Below are 22080 nucleotides of genomic sequence, written 5' to 3' on the forward strand. Positions count from 1 at the left end.
CTTACTCAGTTCTTAAAGCTTCAATTGGTCTGATCTTCACCGCTCTCTGAGCCGGAATCATTCCGATAATTAATCCCAAAATAACCATTACTGACATTGCTCCGAATACATTTCCGTAATTTACCGTCGGATTATAAAAAGGAAATTCGTCCTGATTCTGCGTCATCATGTTCATCAGCATGAGGATCATAATGCCAAAAATAAAACCCAGAATTCCGGAACTTAGTGTAATCACTACACTTTCAAGCAAAATCTGGTTTCTCACTTCGCTTGGTTTTGCTCCCAAAGCTCTTCTGATCCCTATTTCCTTGGTTCTTTCTTTTACAGTAATCAAAAGGATATTCGAAATGGCAATTACTCCCGCAAGAATCGTCAAAGTTCCTACGATGATGGTCAAAAGCTGCATTCCGCTTAGAAATCCGGTCAGTTTTTTAAATTCTTTTCCAAGGTTAAAACTTCCAAAAGCATTGGTATCTTCCGGCGAAACCTTATTTTTCTTTTTCAGCTCGTTTTTTACTTTATCTTCAACCGAATTTACATCTGCATTCGGTTTGCTTACAATCGCAAAAACATCGACGTTGTCTCCGTCATTAAATATTTTAGTAAAAGTGGAAAGCGGGATAAAAACAGTCTGGTCATTATCCATACCACCACCCTTTTTCACTCTGAAAACGCCGATCACATTGAAGAAAATCCCTTTAATATTGATTGATTTACCGATCGGGTTTTCGTTCTTTTTAGCATTAAAAAAGTTTTTGTAAACCTCTTCACCAATGACCGCCACATTTTTATTTTGTGAAACATCCGCATCATTCAAATATCTTCCGAAAATCAGTTTTTTTTCTGAAATTTTATTTCCTATCGGATAATCTCCGTTCAGCGTATAAGTTGCTGTTTTACCGTTTCTCGACATTTGTTCTCCGGCTTTACCGAAATTTCCTCTCGAATTTTTGGGAGAAATATAATCGATGTCGTTTACTTTTCGCTGCAGCATTTCTATATCCTGAAGTTTCAGATTCATTTCTCTTCCTTTCGGAAATCCTTCATACGGAATAGAAGTATTTTGTGCCCAAAGAAATATAGAATTTGTTGCAAAACCAGAAAAAAGCTTATCAAAACCATTTTCCATTCCTTTTGCAGCACCCAAAAGCACAACGTACAAGAACATTCCCCAACCCACGCCGATCATGGTGAGAAAAGTACGAAGCTTATTATTCTTCAATGAATAATAAATCTCCTGCCATGTATCTTTATTAAATAAAATGTTCATCTTTAAAATGTCAATTATTTTCAATGTCAATTGTCAATTTCTTCGAGTCAATTGTGAATTCAAGTTTTAAAAAATTCATTTGCGAAGCAAAATTGACGATTCACCATTCACTTTTTCCTATTCCGTTCTCAGTGCTTCAATAGGTTTAATTTTCGAAGCTCTGTATGCAGGAACAAAACCTGCAATAAATCCTGCGAAAACAAGCGCAAAAAATGCCATGATGATTTCACCTGAACCTACACTTGGGTTTTTAATGAAAAATTCTTCAAGATTGTTTCCTATCAACTTCAACGTCACAATACCCAAACCTACTCCTACAAATCCTGAAACTACCGTAATCACAACACTTTCCTGAACAATAAGCGCAACAATACTTCTTGGCTTTGCACCAATCGCTTTTCGCACTCCGATTTCTTTTGTTCTTTCTTTCACAATATACACCATGATGTTGCTGATTCCGATGATTCCGGCAATTAGAGTTCCCAGACCAATAAAACCGACAATCCCTGTAAGCACCGCCATAAATACAAAAGTATCGCTCATATTCTGGGCATTGTTCCAGACACGGACTCCGTTTTCATCATCCGGAGAAACATTTTTACGTGATTTTAGTTTTTCTTTCAGCTGATCTCCATATTTTATGGCCTGATCCGGTGTCAGCTTATCATCGTATGCTATATAAACCGTACTTACAGTATCTGAACCCTTTTTCATCTGCTGTAAAGTAGTGATCGGAATGGTAATATGTCTTTCGTCCCAATCTCCTCCATCATCAGAAAAAACTCCGACCACTTTAAACATGGTTCCGTTAATATCTAAATCTTTTCCTACAGGATTTCCGTTTTTTATCAGGTCACGTTGCACCATTCTTCCGATAATTGCAACATGCTGCTTTCTCTCAAGATCTATTGGAGACAAATATCTTCCCTGAAGCATTTTTCGGTTCTCGATATACTTCTCTTCCATATTGGCACCGTTGATCTGATAATTTCCGCTTTCTTTCCCATATTTTACAAGAAGATTGGCGGTATATCTTGGTGAAGCGTACCCAACTTTTTCTTTATCGGTATTCACCAGAAAATCATAATCTTCATTATTCATCGTAACGGTACGGTCAGATTGCAAACCATTGTAAGCAATGGTCGTTTTCCCGGTAAATATGGAAATCAGGTTTTGGGCATCTCTTGCAAAACCTTCGGTAAAGGCATTCTGCAAACCTTTCCCAATTCCGAAAAGAACAATAAAAATAAAGAGTCCCAATGCCACGGTAAAGCCCGAAAGTACCGTTCGCAATACATTACTGCGAATCGAACTGAATATTTCCTGCCAACGATCTAGGTCAAACATATTTTAAATTTAAGAGCCAGGTAAAAAGATAAAAGAGCCAGGTAAACTCTCCCTTTCTCAATCATATCAGATTACCTTATTTTATTTTAGTATTGAAATACAATTTTTGTGATTAAAAAAAATAAATTTTCCACTTAGTTTTAACTTGGTTCTTTTGCCTTTTTACTTGAATCTTTTACAAGACATGCTGCTTAATAAACTCATCACTTTCAATAATTCCGTCTCGGAGAATAACATTTCTTTTCGTCTGTGCCGCAACATCCGGTTCGTGGGTTACAACGATGATGGTTTTCCCTTCGTTGTTGATGTCCTGAAGAAGCTTCATAATATCATGTGTTGTTTTTGAGTCTAATGCTCCTGTCGGTTCGTCTGCCAAAACCACTTTCGGATTGGTAATCAAAGCTCTTGCGATGGCAACTCTCTGTTTTTGTCCTCCTGAAAGCTCGTTCGGTAAGTGGTTTGCCCATTGCGCCAAGCCAACTTTTTCGAGATATTCTAAAGCCTTTTGGTTTCTTTCTTTTCTCGATACATTTTGGTAATACAATGGGAGCGCAACATTTTCCAAAGCCGTTTTGTAACCAATAAGGTTGAAAGACTGAAATACAAATCCTAAAAATTTTGAACGGTATTCTGCGGCTTTTACTTCATTAAGATGCTCAATCGGAATACCATCAAGCTCATATACTCCGGAATCTTTCTCATCCAGAATTCCGATGATGTTCAGCAAAGTAGATTTTCCGGAACCTGAACTTCCCATAATAGAGACAAATTCACCTTCGGAAATATTAAGATTAATACCCTTGAGAACGTGCAGTTTACTCTTTCCTGTATCGTATGATTTATGTAAATCCTGAATTACTAACATTAAGCTTTGGATGTTTTTATGCATTATAAGTAGTTATAAAACACAATTTGTTACAAGAATAAAAAAATCTTTAAAATTCTTCATGTTTAATATTTAAAATAATGATTATCAAATAAATAAAATTATGTGTTTAACTGTTATCTTTGTCTGGGATTTGTTTCTCAAGCTTAAGTTCCTCTAATCCAATGGCAAAGGGAGTTTCATGTAAATGTGGAAAACTTTTAAGGTTAAAAGTCAGCCTTTTAGTGTTTTCCTCTTTCAAAATAGGGCTTGGTTTTCTAACTTTGTAGATAGTTTGATACAGGAAGTAAGCTTGATTGTAAAATTGAATAACATTCAAAAAATCAAATACTTATCTTTTTCTGAGCACATTGCAGAATCTATTTTTAAGTAAAACAGTAAGACAATACAATTTAATATGGGAATTTTCGATAAAAGAGTAAGTTATAAGCCATTTGAGTATCCTGAAGTTCTGCAGTTTGTAGAAGCCATCAACAAATCGTTCTGGGTACATTCGGAAGTAGATTTCACCGCCGATGTTCAGGATTTTCATTCTCAGCTTGAGCCACACGAAAAAAACGCAGTAAAAAATGCACTTTTAGCGATTGCTCAGATCGAAGTTTCTGTAAAATCTTTTTGGGGAAATCTTTACAACCACCTTCCAAAGCCTGAACTGAACGGTCTGGGAGCTACTTTTGCAGAATGTGAGTTCCGTCATTCAGAAGCTTACTCTCGTTTGCTGGAAGTTTTGGGCTATAATGAAGAATTTACGCATGTTGTAGAAGTTCCTGCTCTTAAAAAAAGAATCGAATTCTTATCAAATGTTTTGAAACACGCCAATTCTGCAACGCCAAAAGAGTATGTATCTTCTCTTTTACTGTTCAGTATTTTGATTGAAAACGTGTCTTTGTTCTCTCAGTTTGCCATCATCCTTTCGTTCACGAGATTTAAAGGATATATGAAAAATGTTTCAAATATTATCGCTTGGACTTCAGTTGATGAGCAGATTCACGCCAACGGAGGAATCTATTTGATTAACAAAATTCGTGAAGAACAACCCGATCTTCTTACTGATTCTGACATCGAAGATATTTATACTTTGGTAGACCAGTCTGTTGAATTGGAAGGCGAAATCTTAAGTTGGATCTTTGAATTGGGAGAGCTTGATAAATTCTCAAAAGAAGATTTAATCAACTTTATGAAATATCGTGTTGATGACAGTTTAAAGAAGATCAACATGGCTCCGAGATACAACATCTCTCCTGAACAATACCGTCCATTAATGTGGTTTGAAGAGGAAGTTTTTGCCAATTCTATGGATGATTTCTTTGCAAAAAGACCTGTAGATTATACGAAGCACGATAAGAGTATAACGGCGAATGATTTGTTTTAAAATTCTCCTTCTCTGAAAGGCTGGAAAAATTTTCTAAATTTTTGAAATACATTTCTCTCCGTTCAAGTCGGGGCGCGAGCGAAGCGAGCGCCGAAACAGTTAGTATTAGAGATCTGTCATTGCGAACGAAGTGAAGCAATCTCAACCTTCATATTATTAAAAACTTAATTGACCTTAATGGTTAAATTTTAAAACATTAAGATGGAATTAAGAAGTTAAGATTATTAAGAGATATATTTATTCCTCGCAGTAACAAAAAAAGATAAAAACATGATCAACGTCATCGTAACTTATACCGTAAAACCTGAATTTGTTTATGAAAACAAAAGCAATATTCAGCAGTTTTTGAATGACTTCAAAGCTTTAGACCACACAAAATTTGAGTATAAAGTTTTTGTAAAAGAAGACGGTGTTACGTTTGTTCATTTTTCAAATTATGAAAACGAAGAAGTACAGAATACGGTATTAAATATTCCGTCTTTCAAAGAATTTCAGAAATTAAGAGACGAAAGCGGATTAAATGATTCTCACAAAATAGAAATTTTACAGTCTGTTGGAGTTAAATAAATAGAATAAGGGGCGCGAGCGAAGCGAGCGTCAAAACAGATAGTATTAGAGATGTCATGCTGAGCGGAGTCGAAGCATCTCACAAACAAAATAGAGATTCCTCGTTCCTCGGAAATCGAAAATTCGGCGTAGCCAATGACAAACTGGAAAATATCATAGAAACAGGCTTTAGCCCGTTTTCAAAAAGATAAAATACATTTGGCTTTAGCCAAAATTTAAAAGGCTGCTTGATTTATTACCTGAGTTGACAAGTGTGATTCTGAAGAAATAATTAAAAAACTTTGTCAAAGATTTTCAACTTTGACAAAGTGTAAAGAAAACAAATCGTTGTCTTAGCTCTGATTGAGCGGTCTGTCTGAGCTCTTTTTCTTTGCAAGAGAAAAAAGCGAGTAGCGAAAGCAGGTAGAACATTCAGGAGAAGCACAAACGTGAAGCTCCTAAAAAAATAAAAATCAATGTACAAACGTACATTTTACAATATAAAAGAACATGGAAGAACAAAATACAAATATCTGGTGGCTCAACGAAGAATCTGAGCAAATGTTGAACAGAGGTTACCTTCTGAAAGGAGAAACCGTAGACGGTGCGATTGACAGAATTACCACTGCCGCAGCAAAAAGACTATACAAACCTGAACTACAACCTGCTTTCAAAGAAATGATTACCAAAGGCTGGATCAGTTTTTCTTCTCCGGTCTGGGCCAATATGGGAACACAGAGAGGTCTTCCAATCTCTTGTTTCAACGTTCATATTCCGGACAGCATCGAAGGAATTACCCACAAAATGGGTGAAGTCATTATGCAGACGAAAATCGGAGGCGGAACTTCAGGGTATTTCGGTGAACTTCGTAACAGAGGAACTGCCGTTACCGACAACGGAAAATCTTCGGGAGCTGTTTCTTTCATGAAGCTTTTCGACACTGCAATGGATGTGGTTTCTCAGGGTGGTGTAAGAAGAGGTGCTTTCGCAGCATATCTGGATATTGACCACGGAGATATTGAAGAATTTTTATCAATCAAAGACATCGGAAGCCCGATTCAAAACCTGTTTACCGGTATTTGTGTTCCTGATTACTGGATGCAGGATATGATTGATGGCGATATGGATAAGCGTAAAATCTGGGCGAGAGTTTTGGAAAGCCGTCAGCAAAAAGGTTTACCATATATTTTCTTTACCGACAACGTTAACAGAAACAAACCACAGGTTTATAAAGATCTTGGTTTAACGGTAAATGCAAGTAATCTTTGCTCGGAAATCATGCTTCCGTCTACCAGAGAAGAGTCTTTCATCTGCTGTCTTTCTTCAATGAACTTAGAATTGTACGATGAATGGAAAGATACCGATGCTGTAAAATTAGCTATCTACTTCCTTGACGCCGTTTTATCTGAATTTATCGAGAAAACAGAAGGAAATTACTACCTTCAGGGAGCTAGAAACTTCGCAATGCGTCACAGAGCCCTTGGTTTGGGAGTTTTAGGTTACCATTCTTATCTTCAAAAAAACATGATTCCGTTTGAAAGTTTTGAGGCGACTCAGTTCAATGCAAGAGCTTTCAGAAGAATTAAAGAACAAGCTGATATCGCGACAAGAGAATTGGCAAATATCTATGGAGAACCAGACTTATTAAAAGGTTACGGAATCCGTAATACAACAACAATGGCAATTGCCCCTACAACTTCCAGTTCGGCAATTTTGGGCCAGACTTCTCCAGGAATTGAGCCGTTTGCTTCGAATTACTATAAAGCTGGTTTGGCAAAAGGAAACTTCATGCGTAAGAATAAATATCTTGCTAAATTATTAGAAGAAAAAGGTCTTGACAACGAAGAAACATGGAGAACCATCATGCTGAATCACGGTTCGGTACAACACATCAATGAGTTGACTGAAGACGAGAAAGCAGTATTTAAAACCTTCAAAGAAATTTCTCCGATGGAGATCATTTCTCAGGCTGCACAAAGACAGCAATACATTGATCAGGCGCAGTCTCTGAACCTGCAGATTCCTTCAACGATGCCTGTAAAAGATGTAAATTATCTTTACATCGAAGCCTGGAAAAAAGGGGTAAAAACACTATACTATCAAAGAAGTTCGTCTGTTTCTAAAGAAATGATGGTGAATTTTGTGACTTGTTCAGCTTGTGAAGCTTAATATAAGAGCCAAGTAAAAAGTAAAAAGCGCCAAGTTCTTTGGCTGTGAATATAATAAACCGTGGAAATTTTTTCTGCGGTTTTTTTGTTTTAAAAACTTTCAACCATAAATGCTGTTTGCTGTCATCATGATTATTTTTTAACACAATGTACACAATGGTGGTTCACGAAGCTCACAACGATTGTGTTCCTTGTGAAATCTTTAGTGCTCATCGTGGTTAAAAATCCAGGGATGAAAATAACGGTTATTAGAAAACTTTTTGTAGTGATTTATGATTCATAAATAAAAAAGTAAAATAAGCTTTACAATATGTAAAATATTTTTTACATTTGAATAATTAAAAATTATAGACATGAATACATTACAACTTTTCCCACACCGCTATAAAAGAATAGGCTGGTTAATTTTTATTCCATCATTAGCTATGGGATTATTATCACTTTCAAACTTGATCAATTTTCCGGAAGTTTCGTTGCCTGTTTTTTATAATTCAGGACTACCTTTCAGCAGTGAAGAGCCAGGATTATTTAAAAATGCAGAAATAGATTTATTTCCAAATCTCTTTGGAATTTTAATCATTATCGGCGGAATTTTAATCGGTTGTTCCAAAGAAAAAATTGAGGATGAATATATTTCAAGTTTAAGATTAAAATCTGTTTTCTGGAGCCTTATTGTCACCTATTCCATTGTTTTGATTTTATTTTTAACCATCTTCGGAACACTTTTCTTCACTGTAATGATCCTGATTATGTTTTTACCATTGGTATTGTATGTTTTCAGATTTAATTATTTATTGCTTAAAAAATGAAAAATACCATTAAAATCGAAAGAGCTTTAAAAAATATTACTCAGGAAGATCTAGCAAAAAAAATTGGAGTTTCAAGACAAACGATCAATGCTATGGAAGCAGGAAAATACGTTCCTTCAACGGTCTTAGCCTTAAAAATTGCTAAATATTTCAGTAAAAAGGTGGAGGATATTTTTGAACTAGAACCGGAAGATTAGCAATAATCAAATGTAATTTTAAAACAGATTAACACATAAACCATAGAAATTCTGTGGTTTTTGTTTTATATTTGTTAGTGTAGTTTAATAATTGCTAAAACCTAATCCTAATGAAATTCGGACAAGTAGAAGACCCTTCAAAAATAGATTTTAAGTTACCAAAAGACCATCCAAGAACGGAAGAGATTTTAAAGCAAAATAAAAAAGGACTTGAAAACATCTCCATTGGTTGTGCAAAATGGAACAAAACCGATCTGAAAGGTTTTTATCCGAAAGGAACAAAGGATGAATTAACCTATTACGCAACTCAATTCAATTCCATCGAATTAAACGCAACTTTCTACGGAATGCCAACACCGGAGCAGGTGCAAACCTGGAAGGAAAAAACACCTGCAGATTTTAAATTTTTCCCTAAAATCACCAATACCGTTTCACATTTCAGAAGACTTTTGAATATTGATGATGTTGTGACTCAGTTTGCAACGGCAGTTCTAAATTTCGATGAAAAACTGGGAATGGTTTTTCTTCAGCTTCATGATAATTTCAAGCCAAAAGATTACGAAAGGCTGGAACAATTCGTTAACAAATGGCCTAAAGAAGTTCCGTTAGCAATTGAGTTAAGAAATACAGAATGGTTTACAGATGAGGAAATTTTAGACAAAACCTGTACTCTTTTTGAAGAAAACAATATTACCAATATCATCGTCGATACCGCCGGAAGAAGAGATATGCTTCATATGCGGTTGACTACACCAAATGCATTCATCCGATACGTAGGAGCCAATGCAGAAAGTGATTATGAAAGGCTAAACGACTGGCTGCAACATCTTACAACATGGAAAAAAGAAGGTTTACAGAATCTCTATTTCTTTGTTCATCAGAATATTGAAAAAGCATCACCTCTTTTGTCCGCCTATTTTATTGAGAATTTAAATAAAGAATGGAAAACCGATATTCATATTCCGGTAATGGGACAAGATAAAATGCCGAGTTTGTTTTAAATTATTTTCTTCTGACCAGCAAAACGAAATTGAGAAATAGTAAAAGAAAACAAAGCGTTACCCAGATTCCCATCAGCATATTTTGATAATTGTCTTCATCAATCTCTTTTTTAGCAATAGCCGATAGTTTTTCGCTTTGGTTGATGTAATTCTGCACTTCAATCATCTGATCCATATTTTTATTCGGAACTGAATGCTGCGAAAAATAAACAAGATTTTTTTTGCCTAAAAATCCTGCGATCCAGTATTCATCAGATTTATTCATCTTCAAATATTCAATTCTGTAGTATTCGGGACGGATTTTTCCGATGTGTTTGGTTTCTAAAGGTGTATTTTCATCCAGATTATTTACATTGATTACATAAAAATCCAGCGGTTGTGGAAGTTTATTGATCACCTGCAGAGACAAAGAATTGTTTACAATCCGAACAACAGATTTTTTGATAAACCAATAGGTAAAAATAGAAACTGCAAAAACAACACTTGCAATACGGAACAGTTTAGCCAACTGACCCAATCTGCCCCTTTTCAGTTTTGAAAAAAGCAGCGATAAAACCAATGACAGAAAAATAACAAAAATGATAAATCCCATATCGCAAAGATACTTATTTAAAACAGCTCATCAGAATCTTAGTCCACATTCCATTCTTTCAAAAACTGGTCGAGGAAAGTCTGCATAAATTGGTGTCTTTCTTCGGCTATTTTTTTGCCTTCATGAGTGTTCATCAAATCTTTCAGAAGTAATAATTTTTCGTAGAAATGATTAATGGTTGTTCCGTTCGATTTTTTGTATTCTTCCTTCGACATATTCAGTTTTGGCTGAATATCGGGATGATACATAAGGTTATTTTTAAAACCTCCGAAATTGAATGTTCTGCCAATTCCAATCGCTCCAATGGCATCAATTCTGTCTGCATCCTGAACGATTTTTAATTCGATTGGTAAATCTTTGGGAGCTTCTCCCCTGTTTTTAAATGAAATATTCTGAATCACGAACAAAACCTGCTGAATAATCTTTTCTTCAACATTCTGACTTTCTAAAAACTCTCTCGAGATTTTTAAGGCTAAAGTTTCGTCCCCATTATGAAATTTAGGATCGGCAATATCATGCAATAAAGCAGCAAGTTCTACAACTTCCAGATTACATTCTTCAGTCTGAGCAATTTTTCTGGAAAGTTTCCAGACTCTTTCGATGTGAAACCAATCGTGTCCTGCTTCTGCTCCTTCAAGTTTTTCCTTTACGAATTGAATTGTGTTTTCTATAACGTTGCTCATTTGAATTAAATTTTAATGTAGATTATGCTTAAACCACCCCGTCTAAATTTTCCTTGAAAATTTATCCACTCCTCCAAAGGAGGGGAATTTTTACTGCTTAACCTTTGATGTTATCTAAAACAATATTCCAAAGCTTTTTATTATAACTTCTGAAAAAATTGACGTGCCCAATTTCACTTTTTTCCGATTCAGAAGTCTTCAAAAGTCTGTAAGTCGGTTTAAGATCAGAATAAACATCACTGAGAAGACTTTTCACCCCTTTTTCAGTTAACCAAACATCATCTTCAGCATATAAAACCAATACTTTTTGATTTAATTTTTTAGAATAATCATTTGTTTTAAGCAATAATTTTCCGGTGGATTTCTTGTTCAAAATTAAGGTTCTCCAGTCATAAGCGCAATTTTTTGGAAGACTTTCTCCCAACCCGAACCAATGTGCTGGAAAATAACCAAATAGCTCTGTGAAAAACGGCTGTGCCAATCCAAAACCGAAAAAAGCTTCCATTTTTGTGTTCCATTTCAGGTTTCCGATGAATGCATTTTGAGTGGCGACGAAAACAAATCTCTCAAATATTTCTGATCTTTCATTCATTCCTACGATTAAAGCGCCGACAGAGTGTCCTAAACAAAACTTCTGGTAATCTGGGAAATTATTCGCAACAAATTCGGTAATCGTTCTGAAATCTTCACTTCCCCACATTCGCATGGAAGCTTTAAAATTTCTCATTTTCTGAGGTTTTGAGAGTCCAATTCCACGATAGTCGTACGTAATAACTGTAAATCCTTTTTCGGCAAAAAACTGGGCAAAAGAAAAGTAAACCTGCTGTTTCACTCCGGTTGCGGAATTGATCACAATGATTTTGCCGTTATCGTTTTCTGGTTTAAAAAGATGTGCAGTGAGATGAATTTGGTCTTGAGTGATCAGTATCAGTTTTTCCATGAACAAGAAATAAAAAAATCCACATCAAATGTGGAAATTTTACTTTTATAAATCTTTATTATTGAAGACTTTTCAATATGCATTAAATATCGTTTAGATCAAATCTTTAAGATAAGGAAGAGCCGACTGCGCACCTTTCCCCAAAGAAACTTTTGAAGAAACAAGATTTCCGAATTTCACGCAGTCTTCAAGGGTATTTTTATGACACAAAGCCACGGCAAAACCCGAGGTAAAAGCATCTCCCATTCCCATTTTATACACCATGCTTTCATTTTCGTTACGGAAGTATTTCATTTCGGTTCCGTCGAAATAAATAGTCGAATTGGTTTCGTCTCTTACAAATAACTTGTTGAAATACTTTTTAAGGATATCTTCTCTCTGATCTTCTCCGAAAATTATAGACAATTCATTGGTTTTAGCCACAATAAAATCTACCTGATCAAGAATTTCATCACTCAATTTTGTTCCCGGTGATGCGTAAAGACCTACTAATTTACCCAGATCTTTTGCTTTCTTTATTGTGTATTCTATTACTTCTATCGGAATTTCTAACTGAACCAGAACAAGATCGGATGAATAAATATATTTTTCAGCATCACTAATTTGTTTTATGGAAACATTTTTATTGGCAGCGGGATCTACTACAATCGAAAAATCTCTGCCACAATTGGTGACATAGGCAATTCCTGTAGATTCCTGATCGGTTTCATAAACAAAACCTACATTTACGTTTTCATTCACAAGATTGCGCATGATTTGCTGCCCTAAAGGATCGACCCCGACACAACCGACAAAGTAAACACTTGCTCCCAATCTCGCCGTACCCACTGCCTGATTGGCACCTTTTCCTCCAAAATGATTTTCCGAGAGCCTTGCAACCACTGTTTCATTGCATGTTGGAATTTTTTCGGTATACAATACCAAATCTAATGAACAACTGCCTACAACTACAATTTTTGGATGTTCTGAAGAAAAATTCATAACTTATTTCGTTAAACTTGCCAATAAATATGACCTACTAAATGTAAGCAATTTTAACTGACCAATATCTCAATAAATTCTGTAATTATTTTTACCGGATTATTTTTATCGTCAAATCCTATATAGCTTGCATAAAAACCTTCTCCATAGCCAGTCTCGAAAGCAAAAATATTTCCCGGATTTTCTTCATTAGGTTTTAAAAATGCAAACTGGTCTATCGCTCCGTTTTCATCAAAAAAATGCTCATGAAAAAACTCTTCATATATCCCCATGAAATCGTCTCCTTTTCTCTGGAAAAGTTTTTGTTCTAAAAGATTAAGCTGCTCCTGAGTCTGCAGATCCATAAAACAACCCATCCCGCTTTCTACGGGATAACCGAAAACTTCACCATCAGAAAGTTCTTTAATATTCTGATTGCTCGTAGTCGCCATTTTCCATGAAGAAATGTTGGCATTGCTGAAAATAATTTCGGCATAAGCAACACAATTGCTTTCTCTTTCTTTATGAAGCAAAACCTGAAAGTCTCCTTTTGGAAACTCAGTAGAAAAAGGCTGCATATCATTGGTGATTAAAGGATCACAGGCAACCAGTTTTCCGGTCGAAAGATATATTTTTCCGACTTCAAAACTTTCTAATAACGGACTTTCTACAAAGTCTTTAGAGAAAAGTTTTTCTATATTTTCTAAGTGTGTCATTATTTTTTTGCTGGGTGTTTGATGATGGAAGCTGGATGTTTTTATGATGACTTTAAAATCATCCAACATCCTGCTTCCGACATCCTACAATGTTTTTAGCTTCTCTTCCAAAATCGCAATTTTGTCGAGAGCATCTTGTTGTTTTTTACGCTCTACTTCTACGATTTCCGGTTTTGCATTGGCAACAAACTTTTCGTTTGAAAGTTTTTTATCCACAGAAATTAAAAATCCTTTTAAATATTTTAATTCTTCTTCTGTTTTGATTTTTTCTTCTCCTAAATCTAAGTTTTCACTCAAAGGAATAGAAATTTCCGTTGCACCCACCAAAAATGTAAAGCTCGGCTTATCTGTTTTTGTTCCAAAATGAATTTCTGAAACGTTGGCTAGTTTTTTAATCACTGATTCGTTCGCAAATTCTGAAGCGTTTGTGTAAATTTCAGCTACTTCTCTTGGAGAAATTCCTTTTGTCTGACGATAATTTCTAACTCCCGAAATTACTTCTGATGCTGTTTCGAAGTTTTTGATAATGTCTTCATTAAATGCTTCCGCTTTTTTCTGCTGAGCGATAATTAATGCATCGTCAATATTTCTGTCTGAAATCAATTGCCAGATTTCTTCTGATTGGAACGGTAAAAACGGATGAACCAGTTTCATTAATTCTTCAAAAAGTGCAACTGTTTTGTTGTAAACTTCTTTTGAAATTCCTTCTCCGTAATTGGGTTTAATTGCTTCTAAATACCAACCACAGAAATCATCCCAAATCAGCTTATAAATTAAATGTAAAGCATCAGAAATTCTGAATTTTTCAAACTGATCGTTAATTTCAATGATTGTTTTGTTTAATTTATTTTCAAACCATTCAATTGCCTGAATTTCTGTTGAATTCGCTGGCTTATCTTCATGATTCCACATGTTGATCAACCGGAAAGCACTCCAGATCTTCGTCATGAAATTTCTTCCCTGAAGCATTAAATCTTCATCAAAAAGAAGATCGTTTCCTGCTGCAGAACTTAATAAAATTCCTACACGAACTCCGTCTGCTCCATATTTATCCATCAACTCCATCGGATCTGGTGAATTTCCTAAAGATTTTGACATCTTTCTTCTCTGCTTATCTCTTACAATTCCTGTAAAATATACATTTTTGAAAGGAACTTCTTTTCTGTATTCCAATCCTGCCATGATCATTCTCGCAACCCAAAAGAAAATAATATCCGGACCTGTAACCAAATCTGAAGTCGGGTAATAATAATTAATGTCTTTATTTTCAGGATCAAGCAATCCGTCGAAAACCGACATTGGCCACAACCATGATGAGAACCATGTATCAAGAGCGTCTTCGTCCTGACGAAGATTTGAAATTTGCAGATTCGAAATTTGAGATTTTTGTTTCGCAAGTTCTAACGCCTTTTCGATGCTTTCTGCAACTACGAAATCATTTTCTCCATCACCGTAGTAATACGCAGGAATTTGCTGTCCCCACCACAATTGACGGGAAATATTCCAGTCGCGGATGTTTTCCATCCAGTGTTTGTAGGTATTTTTAAACTTTTCAGGATAGAATTTTACTTCGTCATCCATTACAACATCCAAGGCAGGTTTTGCAATTTCAGACATTTTTAAGAACCACTGAACAGAAACTTTAGGTTCGATAACTGCTCCCGTTCTTTCTGAAGTTCCCACTTTATTTACATAATCTTCTGCTTTCAGCAATAGATCTTTTTCTTCTAATTCTTTCCCGATTTGTTTTCTTACATCGAACCTGTTTTTACCGGCGTAATGTAAACCGTGCTCATTAAGATTTCCGTCATCATCCAAAGCATCAATCATTTGAAGACTGTGTTTTTGTCCGATTTCGTAGTCGTTAATATCGTGAGCCGGCGTAATTTTCAAAGCACCTGTTCCGAATTCGATATCAACATATTCGTCTTCAATGATAGGAATTACTCTGTTTACGATCGGTACGATTACTTTTTTACCTTTAAGATGAGCATATCGCTCATCATTAGGATTGATACAAACCGCAGTATCTCCGAAAATCGTTTCAGGACGTGTTGTAGCTACCGAAAGGAATTCTTCCGAACCTTCGATTTTATATTTTAGGAAATATAATTTTCCGTTTTGTTCTTTAAAAATTACTTCTTCATCAGAAATATTGGTTTTCGCTTCCGGATCCCAGTTTACCATTCTGTAGCCTCGATAAATCAACCCTTTATTGTATAAATCAACAAAAGATTTGATTACCTGCTGAGAAAGTTTAGGTTCCATTGTGAAACGGGTTCTGTCCCAATCGCAAGAACAGCCCAGTTTTTTCAATTGCTCAAGAATTGTTCCTCCATATTTGTCAGTCCAGTCCCAAGCATGTTTTAAGAATTCTTCGCGAGTAATATCAGATTTATTGACCCCTTCAGACTTCAGTTTAGCAACAACTTTAGCTTCCGTAGCAATGGAAGCGTGATCTGTTCCCGGAACCCAACATGCATTAAAGCCCTGCATTCTTGCACGACGGACCAGAACATCCTGAATGGTATTATTCAGCATATGCCCCATGTGCAAAATCCCCGTAACGTTTGGCGGAGGAATTACAACAGTGTAAGGCGGCTTTTCATTAGGCTCTGAATGGAAATATTTGTTTTCCAACCAGTAATTGTACCACTTTTGTTCTGTTTCCTGTGGATTGTACTTTTCTGAAATCTGCATAAATTCTAGTTTCTTTAACTTATAATCTGCAAAAATAGTTTAATCTAAAAAAATGTAAGCACTAATTAAAATAATTTTTAACTTTGTTTCTCAAAATTTATCTAACAAACATATTAACATTCAAGAATATGAAAAATTTATTTGCAGGAATTGCATTATTCGGAACATTTGCATTAGCATCTGCGCAAACTATCACATTTGATAAAACTACTTATGAATATGGTCAGATTAAACCAAATTCTGACGGAACAAGATTCTTTACAGTAACGAATACAGGTGATAAGCCTCTTATTATTTCTAATGTAAAGCCATCTTGCGGATGTACAACACCGGAATTCAGCACTGCACCGATTGCTCCTGGTAAATCTGCTAAAATTAAAGTTGGATATAACACTGCAAGTGTTTCTCCTTTCAACAAAATGATCGAGGTATTTTCTAACGATCCTGTAAACAGCAGAAGTGTAATTTACATCAAAGGAGAAGTTACTCCTAATGCTCCGGATCCAAAACCATTAACTCCGGCAGAGCTTAAAGCTAAAGCTAAAGAAGAGAAAAAAGCTGCTAAAGCTGCAAAAAAAGTAGCAGCAGCAAAATAAATTTCTACTTAAAATATCTAAACCGTCTCAATCGAGGCGGTTTTTTTATTACATTTATGTTGGGTTTAGTTGATGGCTGATTGATTTTGGTTGATGGAATCTGCTAAACATTAATTTTTGATTTAAATTCTAAACTTTAAATAAATTAAAAACATGAATAATAATTTCTCAGACGACTTTCAGGTAAAAGGAAAATTTTCAATCAAAAAATCTTCAACAGAATACAAAGGAAAACTTACCAAAGAAGAAGGTGTACAAATACTTATTAATGAAAAAGAAAAGCTTAGAGAATTACAGGAAAAATTGTATGCTGATGGAAGCAAATCACTTTTAGTGGTACTTCAGGCAATGGATGCAGCAGGAAAAGACAGTTTGATTGAACACGTTTTCGGAGGAGTAAATCCTCAAGGCTGTAATGTAACAAGTTTTAAAACGCCAAGTTCAAGAGAATATTCACACGATTTTCTGTGGAGGCATTATTTGGCTCTTCCCCAAAAAGGAATGATCGGAATTTTCAACCGTTCTCATTACGAAAGTGTTTTAGTCTGCAAAGTGCACCCTGAATATAATTTAAGCGAAAAAACATGGGATTCTGTCAAGGATTTTGATGATAAATTCTGGGAAAACAGATATGAAAGCATTCGAAATTTTGAAAAACATCTGGCTCAAAACGGAACTACAATCGTAAAAATATTTTTACATGTTTCTAAAGACGAGCAAAAGAAAAGATTGCTAGACCGTATCAATGAACAGGAAAAAAATTGGAAGTTTTCGGCTGCGGATCTTCCGGAAAGAGCTTTATTTCCGAAATATATGGAGTGCTACGAAACTGCCATTAATGAAACCTCTAAAGATCATGCTCCTTGGTATGTGATTCCGGCTGATAATAAATGGTTTGCCAGACTTTCTGCGATACAGATCATTATTGATACTTTAGAAAAAATGGATTTGAAATTTCCTGAGCTTTCAGACGAAGATAGAAAAGATTTGGATGATGCTAAAAAGCAATTGGAAAGCGAGAAATAATTTGGATGGAAGTTTGAAGATTGAGGTTTAAATCATTCAGTTTAAAAACTTCCCTCTTCCAACTTCTATCTTCTATCTTAAAAAAATCACGAGAAAATCTATAAGCCGGATTTTGTATCCCGAAAATTCGGGATGCCTGTTATTTATCTGCGTTTTACATTGCTGCAAAACTTGAGCTGATTACCCCTCGGTTTTCAGGACGAGCCGCCCCTATTTTCATTGCTGAAAAGAACCGATATACTTATCATTGCACCGCAAAGAGTTTACCTGGTTTCACTACAGCCGAACTGTACCTGCTTTCTGTTGCACTTGTCCTATCCTCACGGATGACGGATGTTATCCGCTTTGCTGCTCTATGGTGTCCGGACTTTCCTACCCTTACCGAAATAAGAATCAACAAGCCGATTTTCTCGTGGCTGCAAAGATAGGAAATTGCCGTAGATAAAAAGTGAATTGTGAATAGTCAATTCGTTTCCTTGTCAATTTTTGAAACTTTATAACTAAATTTTCAAAATAAAATTCACAATTGACTTACAAAGTAAAATTCACAATTGATTAATAATTATTATCTTCGTGCCGTTATACATTTATTGTGATTTCTAAAGAGAAAGAGTTTGCGCAGCTTGTGAAAGATAATCAGGGATTGATTATCAAGGTTTCGCGTCTTTATACCAATTCACTGGAAGATGAGGAAGATCTTTTTCAGGAAATTGTTTTGCAGCTGTGGAGAAGCTATGATTCTTTTAAAGGAAATTCAAAAATTTCTACTTGGATGTACCGTGTTGCGCTGAACACAGCAATCACTCTTTTCAGAAAAAAAAGTAAAAGTTTACAAACCAATGAGCTCGACATCAATCACAGAGATTTTATCGAAGATGATGATGACAAACAGCAGCAAATTTCACTTCTTTACACCGTAATCAAAACTTTACCCAATGTAGAAAGGGCAATCGTGATGATGTATCTCGATGATCTTCCTTATAAAGATATTGCAGAAAATTTAGGTATAACTGAGGTAAATGCACGTGTGAAAATGAACAGATTAAAGAAAATCCTTAAAGAAAAAATGGAAAAACATGCCTGAATTTGATTTAGACAGCTTTAAGAAAACCTGGCAGGAGCAGCCTGTTCAACCGAAATACGATGATAATGAGATTCTGAAAATGCTCAATAAAAAGTCACGCAACTATATGAAATATATTTTCTGGATCAGCGTGGCAGAGTTTTTATTTTTCAGTTTAATGGGAATATTTTACCTCGTAAACAGCAATGAATTCGACAGCCTGCTTAATATTCTTGAAAAAATGGGTGTACAGCGTAATGATACTATTCAAAATAGCCTTGATACCATTTATTTAGTAATTAAAATTCTAAGTCTTTTAGTAACGGGATTTTTTGTTATTAAATTTTATCAGAATTATCGTAAAATAAAAATCGAAGAAGATCTTAAATTGTTTATCATCAGGATAATTACTTTCAAAAAAACGGTCAATGCCTTCATCTTAACCAATATTGGATTATTATTAATTGTCATCGGAGCACTGACTGCTTTTGCATTTTATATTTTTAATTCTCAACAGATACACCTTTCACGTTCTTCTCTGATGAGTTTTATAATAGCAATATCTGTAAGTACAATCTTGTGCGTTACTTTGATCTGGATTTATTACAGACTTGTTTACGGAATTATTATGAGCAGGCTCGATAAGAATTTGAATCAGCTTAAAGAAATAGAATCTCAGGAAAATTAAACTCACTTATCAAAATACAAAAAAAGCATTTCAAAATTTGAAATGCTTTTTATTTTTAAAGCTCTTTTCTCAGTCTTGCAACCGGAATATTGAGCTGTTCACGGTATTTTGCAATTGTTCTTCGGGCAATGTTGTAGCCTTGCTCTTTTAAAATAACCACTAAAGCATCATCTGTTAAAGGCTTTCTTTTATTTTCCTTACTAATTACTTCCTGCAGGTGATTTTTGATTTCTTTTGTGGAAACTTCCTCACCATCATCATTCGTAAGACTGTCGGAGAATAGATCTTTCAGATAAATAATTCCGTTCGGAGTATCCGCATACTTACTTTTTACTACCCTTGAAATTGTAGAAATATCAAAACCTGTGATATCTGCAATATCTTTCAGGATCATTGGTCTTAATGACTTCTCATCACCTGTAATAAAATAATTATGCTGGAATTTCACAATCGCAGTAATTGTCTGCAATAAAGTATTCTGACGCTGATTAATGGCATCAATATACCATTTTGCAGCATCAAGCTTTTGTTTAATAAATAAAGCCGCTTGCTTGTGCTCAGACGAGTTTTTATCGTGTGAATAGGTCGTTAAAATATCTTTATATTCCTCAGAAACTCTAAGTGTCGGAGCATTTTTGCTATTTAACATAGGAATAACCTGCCCGTCTTTCACCTGAATTACAAAATCCGGAATAATCTCCTGATTAATGGTAATCGTTTGAGTATCGAAATTTCCACCTACTTTTGGAGACAATTTAGATATTTCTTCCAAGGCATCTTTCAGATCTTTCTCTTCAATATCATATTTCTGAATAATTTTGTTGTAGTGCTTATTTGTAAGAGCATCAAACTGATGTCTTAAAATATTTGCTGCCAACGAAACTGCTTTATCTGCGCTTACTTTCTTTTCAATTTGCAATAAAAGGCATTCCTGCAAACCTCTTGCTCCCACGCCAGACGGATCCAGCTTTTGCACATAGTTTTCAAGAATATCTTCTACTTTTTCTTTTGTAGTGTAAATCCCCTGAGAAAATGCAAGATCATCCACTATGGACTTAATTTCTCTTCTCAGATAACCATCTGTATCAAGATTACCGATAATATATTCAGCTATTTTCAGATCCTCTTCATTGATATTGATAAGGTTAATCTGTTCCATCAGATAGTCAAAAAGCGATTGTCCTTCAGTCAAAAGACTTTCGTTATCAAAATCTTCGTCATCTGCGGAATAATTGCTTGATGCAGTTTTATAGCTTGGTTCATCATCATACAGATATTCGTTCACATCAAAATCTGTCTCGATACTTTCTGTACCTTCACTTTCATAATTATCTTCCAAAGAAGCATATTCATCTTCTTTAGATTCATCCTTAGCAATTTCTAATGCAGGGTTTTCTTCAAGTTCCCTTTCAAGTTCTTCCTCAAACTCCAAAGTATGAAGCTGTATCAGCTTCATCAGTTGAATCTGCTGCGGTGCAAGTTTCTGACCTAATTTAAGTTGTAAATGTTGTTTTAGCATATTCTACTTCGTGTCTGTTAACATAATATCTACGAATTTAATGTTTTTTTTTGAAAATATAAACATTTAGCATGATTTTTGTACTCATAAATTCGAAAAGCTGATACAATTATGTATCAGCTTTATTTACAGGAGTTTATTACACTTTTTTATTTTATTAGGAACTATTTCTTTCTATTTGCATTTACGCCTCACTTCTTCGATACTTTTTTATTAGCAATACTTAATTTTCTATGCTTGTTGTATGGTAAATGCTTTTATTTAGGCTATTCGAACAGGACTTTATATAAAAAGGTTCTACTCTCCTACGGAGCGGAATAAATTAATATGAATAATTATTAGCTCTTTTGTTTTTATTGTCATCAATGTTGCTCTTACAGTTCGTTTTAATTTATTTGTAGTTTTAAACGTTTATGATTTTATTAAGTCGTGCTATATATTCAGTGGGTTTTGTCTAGAGAGCTCCGTAGGAGCGATACCTTTATAGACATTATAGATTTTGTAGAAAAGGTTTCATATCCATTTTATGAAGCTCCTTAGGAGCGGCACAATCTTCTATATTGATCCGTATTCATCTAAATCTGTGTTCACCAACGGATCTTATCACTTTTGTCTGTTTATTCACGTTTTATGCTTGACATATGTTATTAAACTAAAGACAGAACTCTAAATTTTGTTTGAAATTGAAACCTATTCATTTGTATTTGAAATATTAAATATCAAATCGATGATTTAGATTTTTTAATACTGGATATTGAGTTTTTAAATATTGAGCTTTAAGTACTGGATCTTAAATGTTGAATACCAAATCTTAAATCTCGAATTTTGAATTTTGAATTTTGAATATGGAATTTTGAATATTCTGTTATAAACGAAAAAAGTCTCATACAAATACATGTATGAGACTTTTGTAAAAAAACTGGCGGCGACCTACTCTCCCGCTTTCGCAGTACCATCGGCGCTGGTGGGCTTAACTTCTGTGTTCGGAATGGGAACAGGTG

Annotated in this window: 20 protein-coding genes, 1 rRNA gene and 1 other RNA gene; 10 read left to right on the forward strand and 12 right to left on the reverse strand. The window is 34.9% G+C overall.

Annotated elements, in window-relative coordinates; translation table 11 throughout:
• Position 1 precedes the first annotated feature (1 nt).
• The 3 genes from BA768_RS04495 to BA768_RS04505 form a co-directional block, all read right to left on the reverse strand.
• Positions 2-1270 (reverse strand): ABC transporter permease, encoded by a 1269-nt coding sequence (locus BA768_RS04495; protein WP_034677133.1) that lies wholly within the window; start codon positions 1268-1270, stop codon positions 2-4.
• A gap of 117 nt (positions 1271-1387) precedes the next feature.
• Positions 1388-2617 (reverse strand): ABC transporter permease, encoded by a 1230-nt coding sequence (locus tag BA768_RS04500; RefSeq protein WP_065719871.1) that lies wholly within the window; start codon positions 2615-2617, stop codon positions 1388-1390.
• A gap of 175 nt (positions 2618-2792) precedes the next feature.
• Positions 2793-3482 carry an ABC transporter ATP-binding protein gene (locus tag BA768_RS04505; RefSeq protein WP_047479026.1) on the reverse strand — a complete coding sequence of 230 codons (690 nt, stop codon included), beginning with the start codon at positions 3480-3482 and terminating at the stop codon, positions 2793-2795.
• Positions 3483-3900: 418 nt separating this feature from the next.
• On the opposite strand from BA768_RS04505, the gene BA768_RS04515 reads away from it, so the two are divergent.
• From BA768_RS04515 to BA768_RS04540, 6 genes are all read left to right on the forward strand, one after another.
• Positions 3901-4875 carry a ribonucleotide-diphosphate reductase subunit beta gene (locus BA768_RS04515; RefSeq protein WP_034674474.1) on the forward strand — a complete coding sequence of 325 codons (975 nt, stop codon included), beginning with the start codon at positions 3901-3903 and terminating at the stop codon, positions 4873-4875.
• 270 nt (positions 4876-5145) lie between these two features.
• Positions 5146-5442, forward strand: coding sequence for a hypothetical protein (locus BA768_RS04520; protein ID WP_065719873.1), 297 nt, complete (start codon positions 5146-5148; stop codon positions 5440-5442).
• A gap of 489 nt (positions 5443-5931) precedes the next feature.
• The gene (locus BA768_RS04525; protein ID WP_034674470.1) at positions 5932-7590 is read left to right on the forward strand and encodes a ribonucleoside-diphosphate reductase subunit alpha; all 1659 of its coding nucleotides are present in this window, start codon (positions 5932-5934) and stop codon (positions 7588-7590) included.
• Between the two features lie 352 nt (positions 7591-7942).
• A complete protein-coding gene (locus tag BA768_RS04530) occupies positions 7943-8398 on the forward strand; it encodes a hypothetical protein (protein WP_034674468.1) in 456 nt (151 codons plus the stop codon).
• On the forward strand, positions 8395-8595 hold the full coding sequence (locus tag BA768_RS04535; protein WP_034674466.1) for a helix-turn-helix transcriptional regulator: 201 nt from the start codon (positions 8395-8397) through the stop codon (positions 8593-8595). Before BA768_RS04530 ends, BA768_RS04535 begins: the two co-directional genes overlap by 4 nt.
• 110 nt (positions 8596-8705) lie before the next feature.
• Positions 8706-9596, forward strand: a complete 891-nt coding sequence (locus BA768_RS04540; RefSeq protein WP_065719874.1) for a DUF72 domain-containing protein — start codon at positions 8706-8708, stop codon at positions 9594-9596.
• 1 nt (position 9597) lies between these two features.
• Here BA768_RS04540 and BA768_RS04545 read toward each other — a convergent pair whose 3' ends face one another.
• The 6 genes from BA768_RS04545 to BA768_RS04570 all read right to left on the reverse strand — a co-directional run bounded on the left by BA768_RS04545 (position 9598) and on the right by BA768_RS04570 (position 16187).
• A complete protein-coding gene (locus tag BA768_RS04545; protein WP_083206585.1) occupies positions 9598-10188 on the reverse strand; it encodes a hypothetical protein in 591 nt (196 codons plus the stop codon).
• 38 nt (positions 10189-10226) lie between these two features.
• Positions 10227-10871, reverse strand: a complete 645-nt coding sequence (locus BA768_RS04550; protein ID WP_065719875.1) for an HD domain-containing protein — start codon at positions 10869-10871, stop codon at positions 10227-10229.
• Between the two features lie 97 nt (positions 10872-10968).
• Complete coding sequence (locus tag BA768_RS04555; RefSeq protein WP_065719876.1) at positions 10969-11811, reverse strand: alpha/beta fold hydrolase; 843 nt, start codon at positions 11809-11811, stop codon at positions 10969-10971.
• Between the two features lie 93 nt (positions 11812-11904).
• Positions 11905-12792: a ribokinase gene (locus BA768_RS04560; protein ID WP_034674460.1), complete on the reverse strand. Its 888-nt coding sequence runs from the start codon at positions 12790-12792 to the stop codon at positions 11905-11907.
• 53 nt (positions 12793-12845) lie between these two features.
• Complete coding sequence (locus BA768_RS04565; RefSeq protein ID WP_065719887.1) at positions 12846-13487, reverse strand: DUF4241 domain-containing protein; 642 nt, start codon at positions 13485-13487, stop codon at positions 12846-12848.
• A gap of 84 nt (positions 13488-13571) precedes the next feature.
• Positions 13572-16187: a valine--tRNA ligase gene (locus BA768_RS04570; RefSeq protein WP_065719877.1), complete on the reverse strand. Its 2616-nt coding sequence runs from the start codon at positions 16185-16187 to the stop codon at positions 13572-13574.
• 128 nt (positions 16188-16315) lie between these two features.
• Between BA768_RS04570 and BA768_RS04575 the strand changes: the two genes are divergently transcribed.
• Positions 16316-16783 carry a DUF1573 domain-containing protein gene (locus BA768_RS04575; protein WP_034674454.1) on the forward strand — a complete coding sequence of 156 codons (468 nt, stop codon included), beginning with the start codon at positions 16316-16318 and terminating at the stop codon, positions 16781-16783.
• A 153-nt stretch (positions 16784-16936) separates the two neighbouring features.
• Complete coding sequence (locus tag BA768_RS04580; RefSeq protein WP_065719878.1) at positions 16937-17809, forward strand: polyphosphate kinase 2 family protein; 873 nt, start codon at positions 16937-16939, stop codon at positions 17807-17809.
• Positions 17810-17894: 85 nt separating this feature from the next.
• Here BA768_RS04580 and rnpB read toward each other — a convergent pair.
• Positions 17895-18222, reverse strand: an RNA gene (gene rnpB, locus BA768_RS04585) — RNase P RNA component class A.
• 179 nt (positions 18223-18401) lie between these two features.
• Here rnpB and BA768_RS04590 point away from each other — a divergent pair.
• Together BA768_RS04590 and BA768_RS04595 are read left to right on the forward strand one after the other, a co-directional pair.
• Positions 18402-18893, forward strand: a complete 492-nt coding sequence (locus BA768_RS04590) for an RNA polymerase sigma factor (RefSeq protein ID WP_034674450.1) — start codon at positions 18402-18404, stop codon at positions 18891-18893.
• Positions 18886-19560 (forward strand): beta-carotene 15,15'-monooxygenase, encoded by a 675-nt coding sequence (locus BA768_RS04595; RefSeq protein WP_065719879.1) that lies wholly within the window; start codon positions 18886-18888, stop codon positions 19558-19560. Before BA768_RS04590 ends, BA768_RS04595 begins: the two co-directional genes overlap by 8 nt.
• Before the next feature lie 55 nt (positions 19561-19615).
• On the opposite strand, the gene rpoN is transcribed toward BA768_RS04595, so the two are convergent.
• Entirely contained in the window at positions 19616-21079 is a 1464-nt protein-coding gene (rpoN, locus tag BA768_RS04600; RefSeq protein WP_065719880.1) for an RNA polymerase factor sigma-54, read from the reverse strand.
• A 917-nt stretch (positions 21080-21996) separates the two neighbouring features.
• A 5S ribosomal RNA gene (gene rrf, locus BA768_RS04605) occupies positions 21997-22080 on the reverse strand; the annotation flags it as partial.

It is taken from the genome of Chryseobacterium sp. CBo1, assembly GCF_001693475.1.
Classification (GTDB): Bacteria; Bacteroidota; Bacteroidia; order Flavobacteriales; family Weeksellaceae; genus Chryseobacterium; species Chryseobacterium formosense.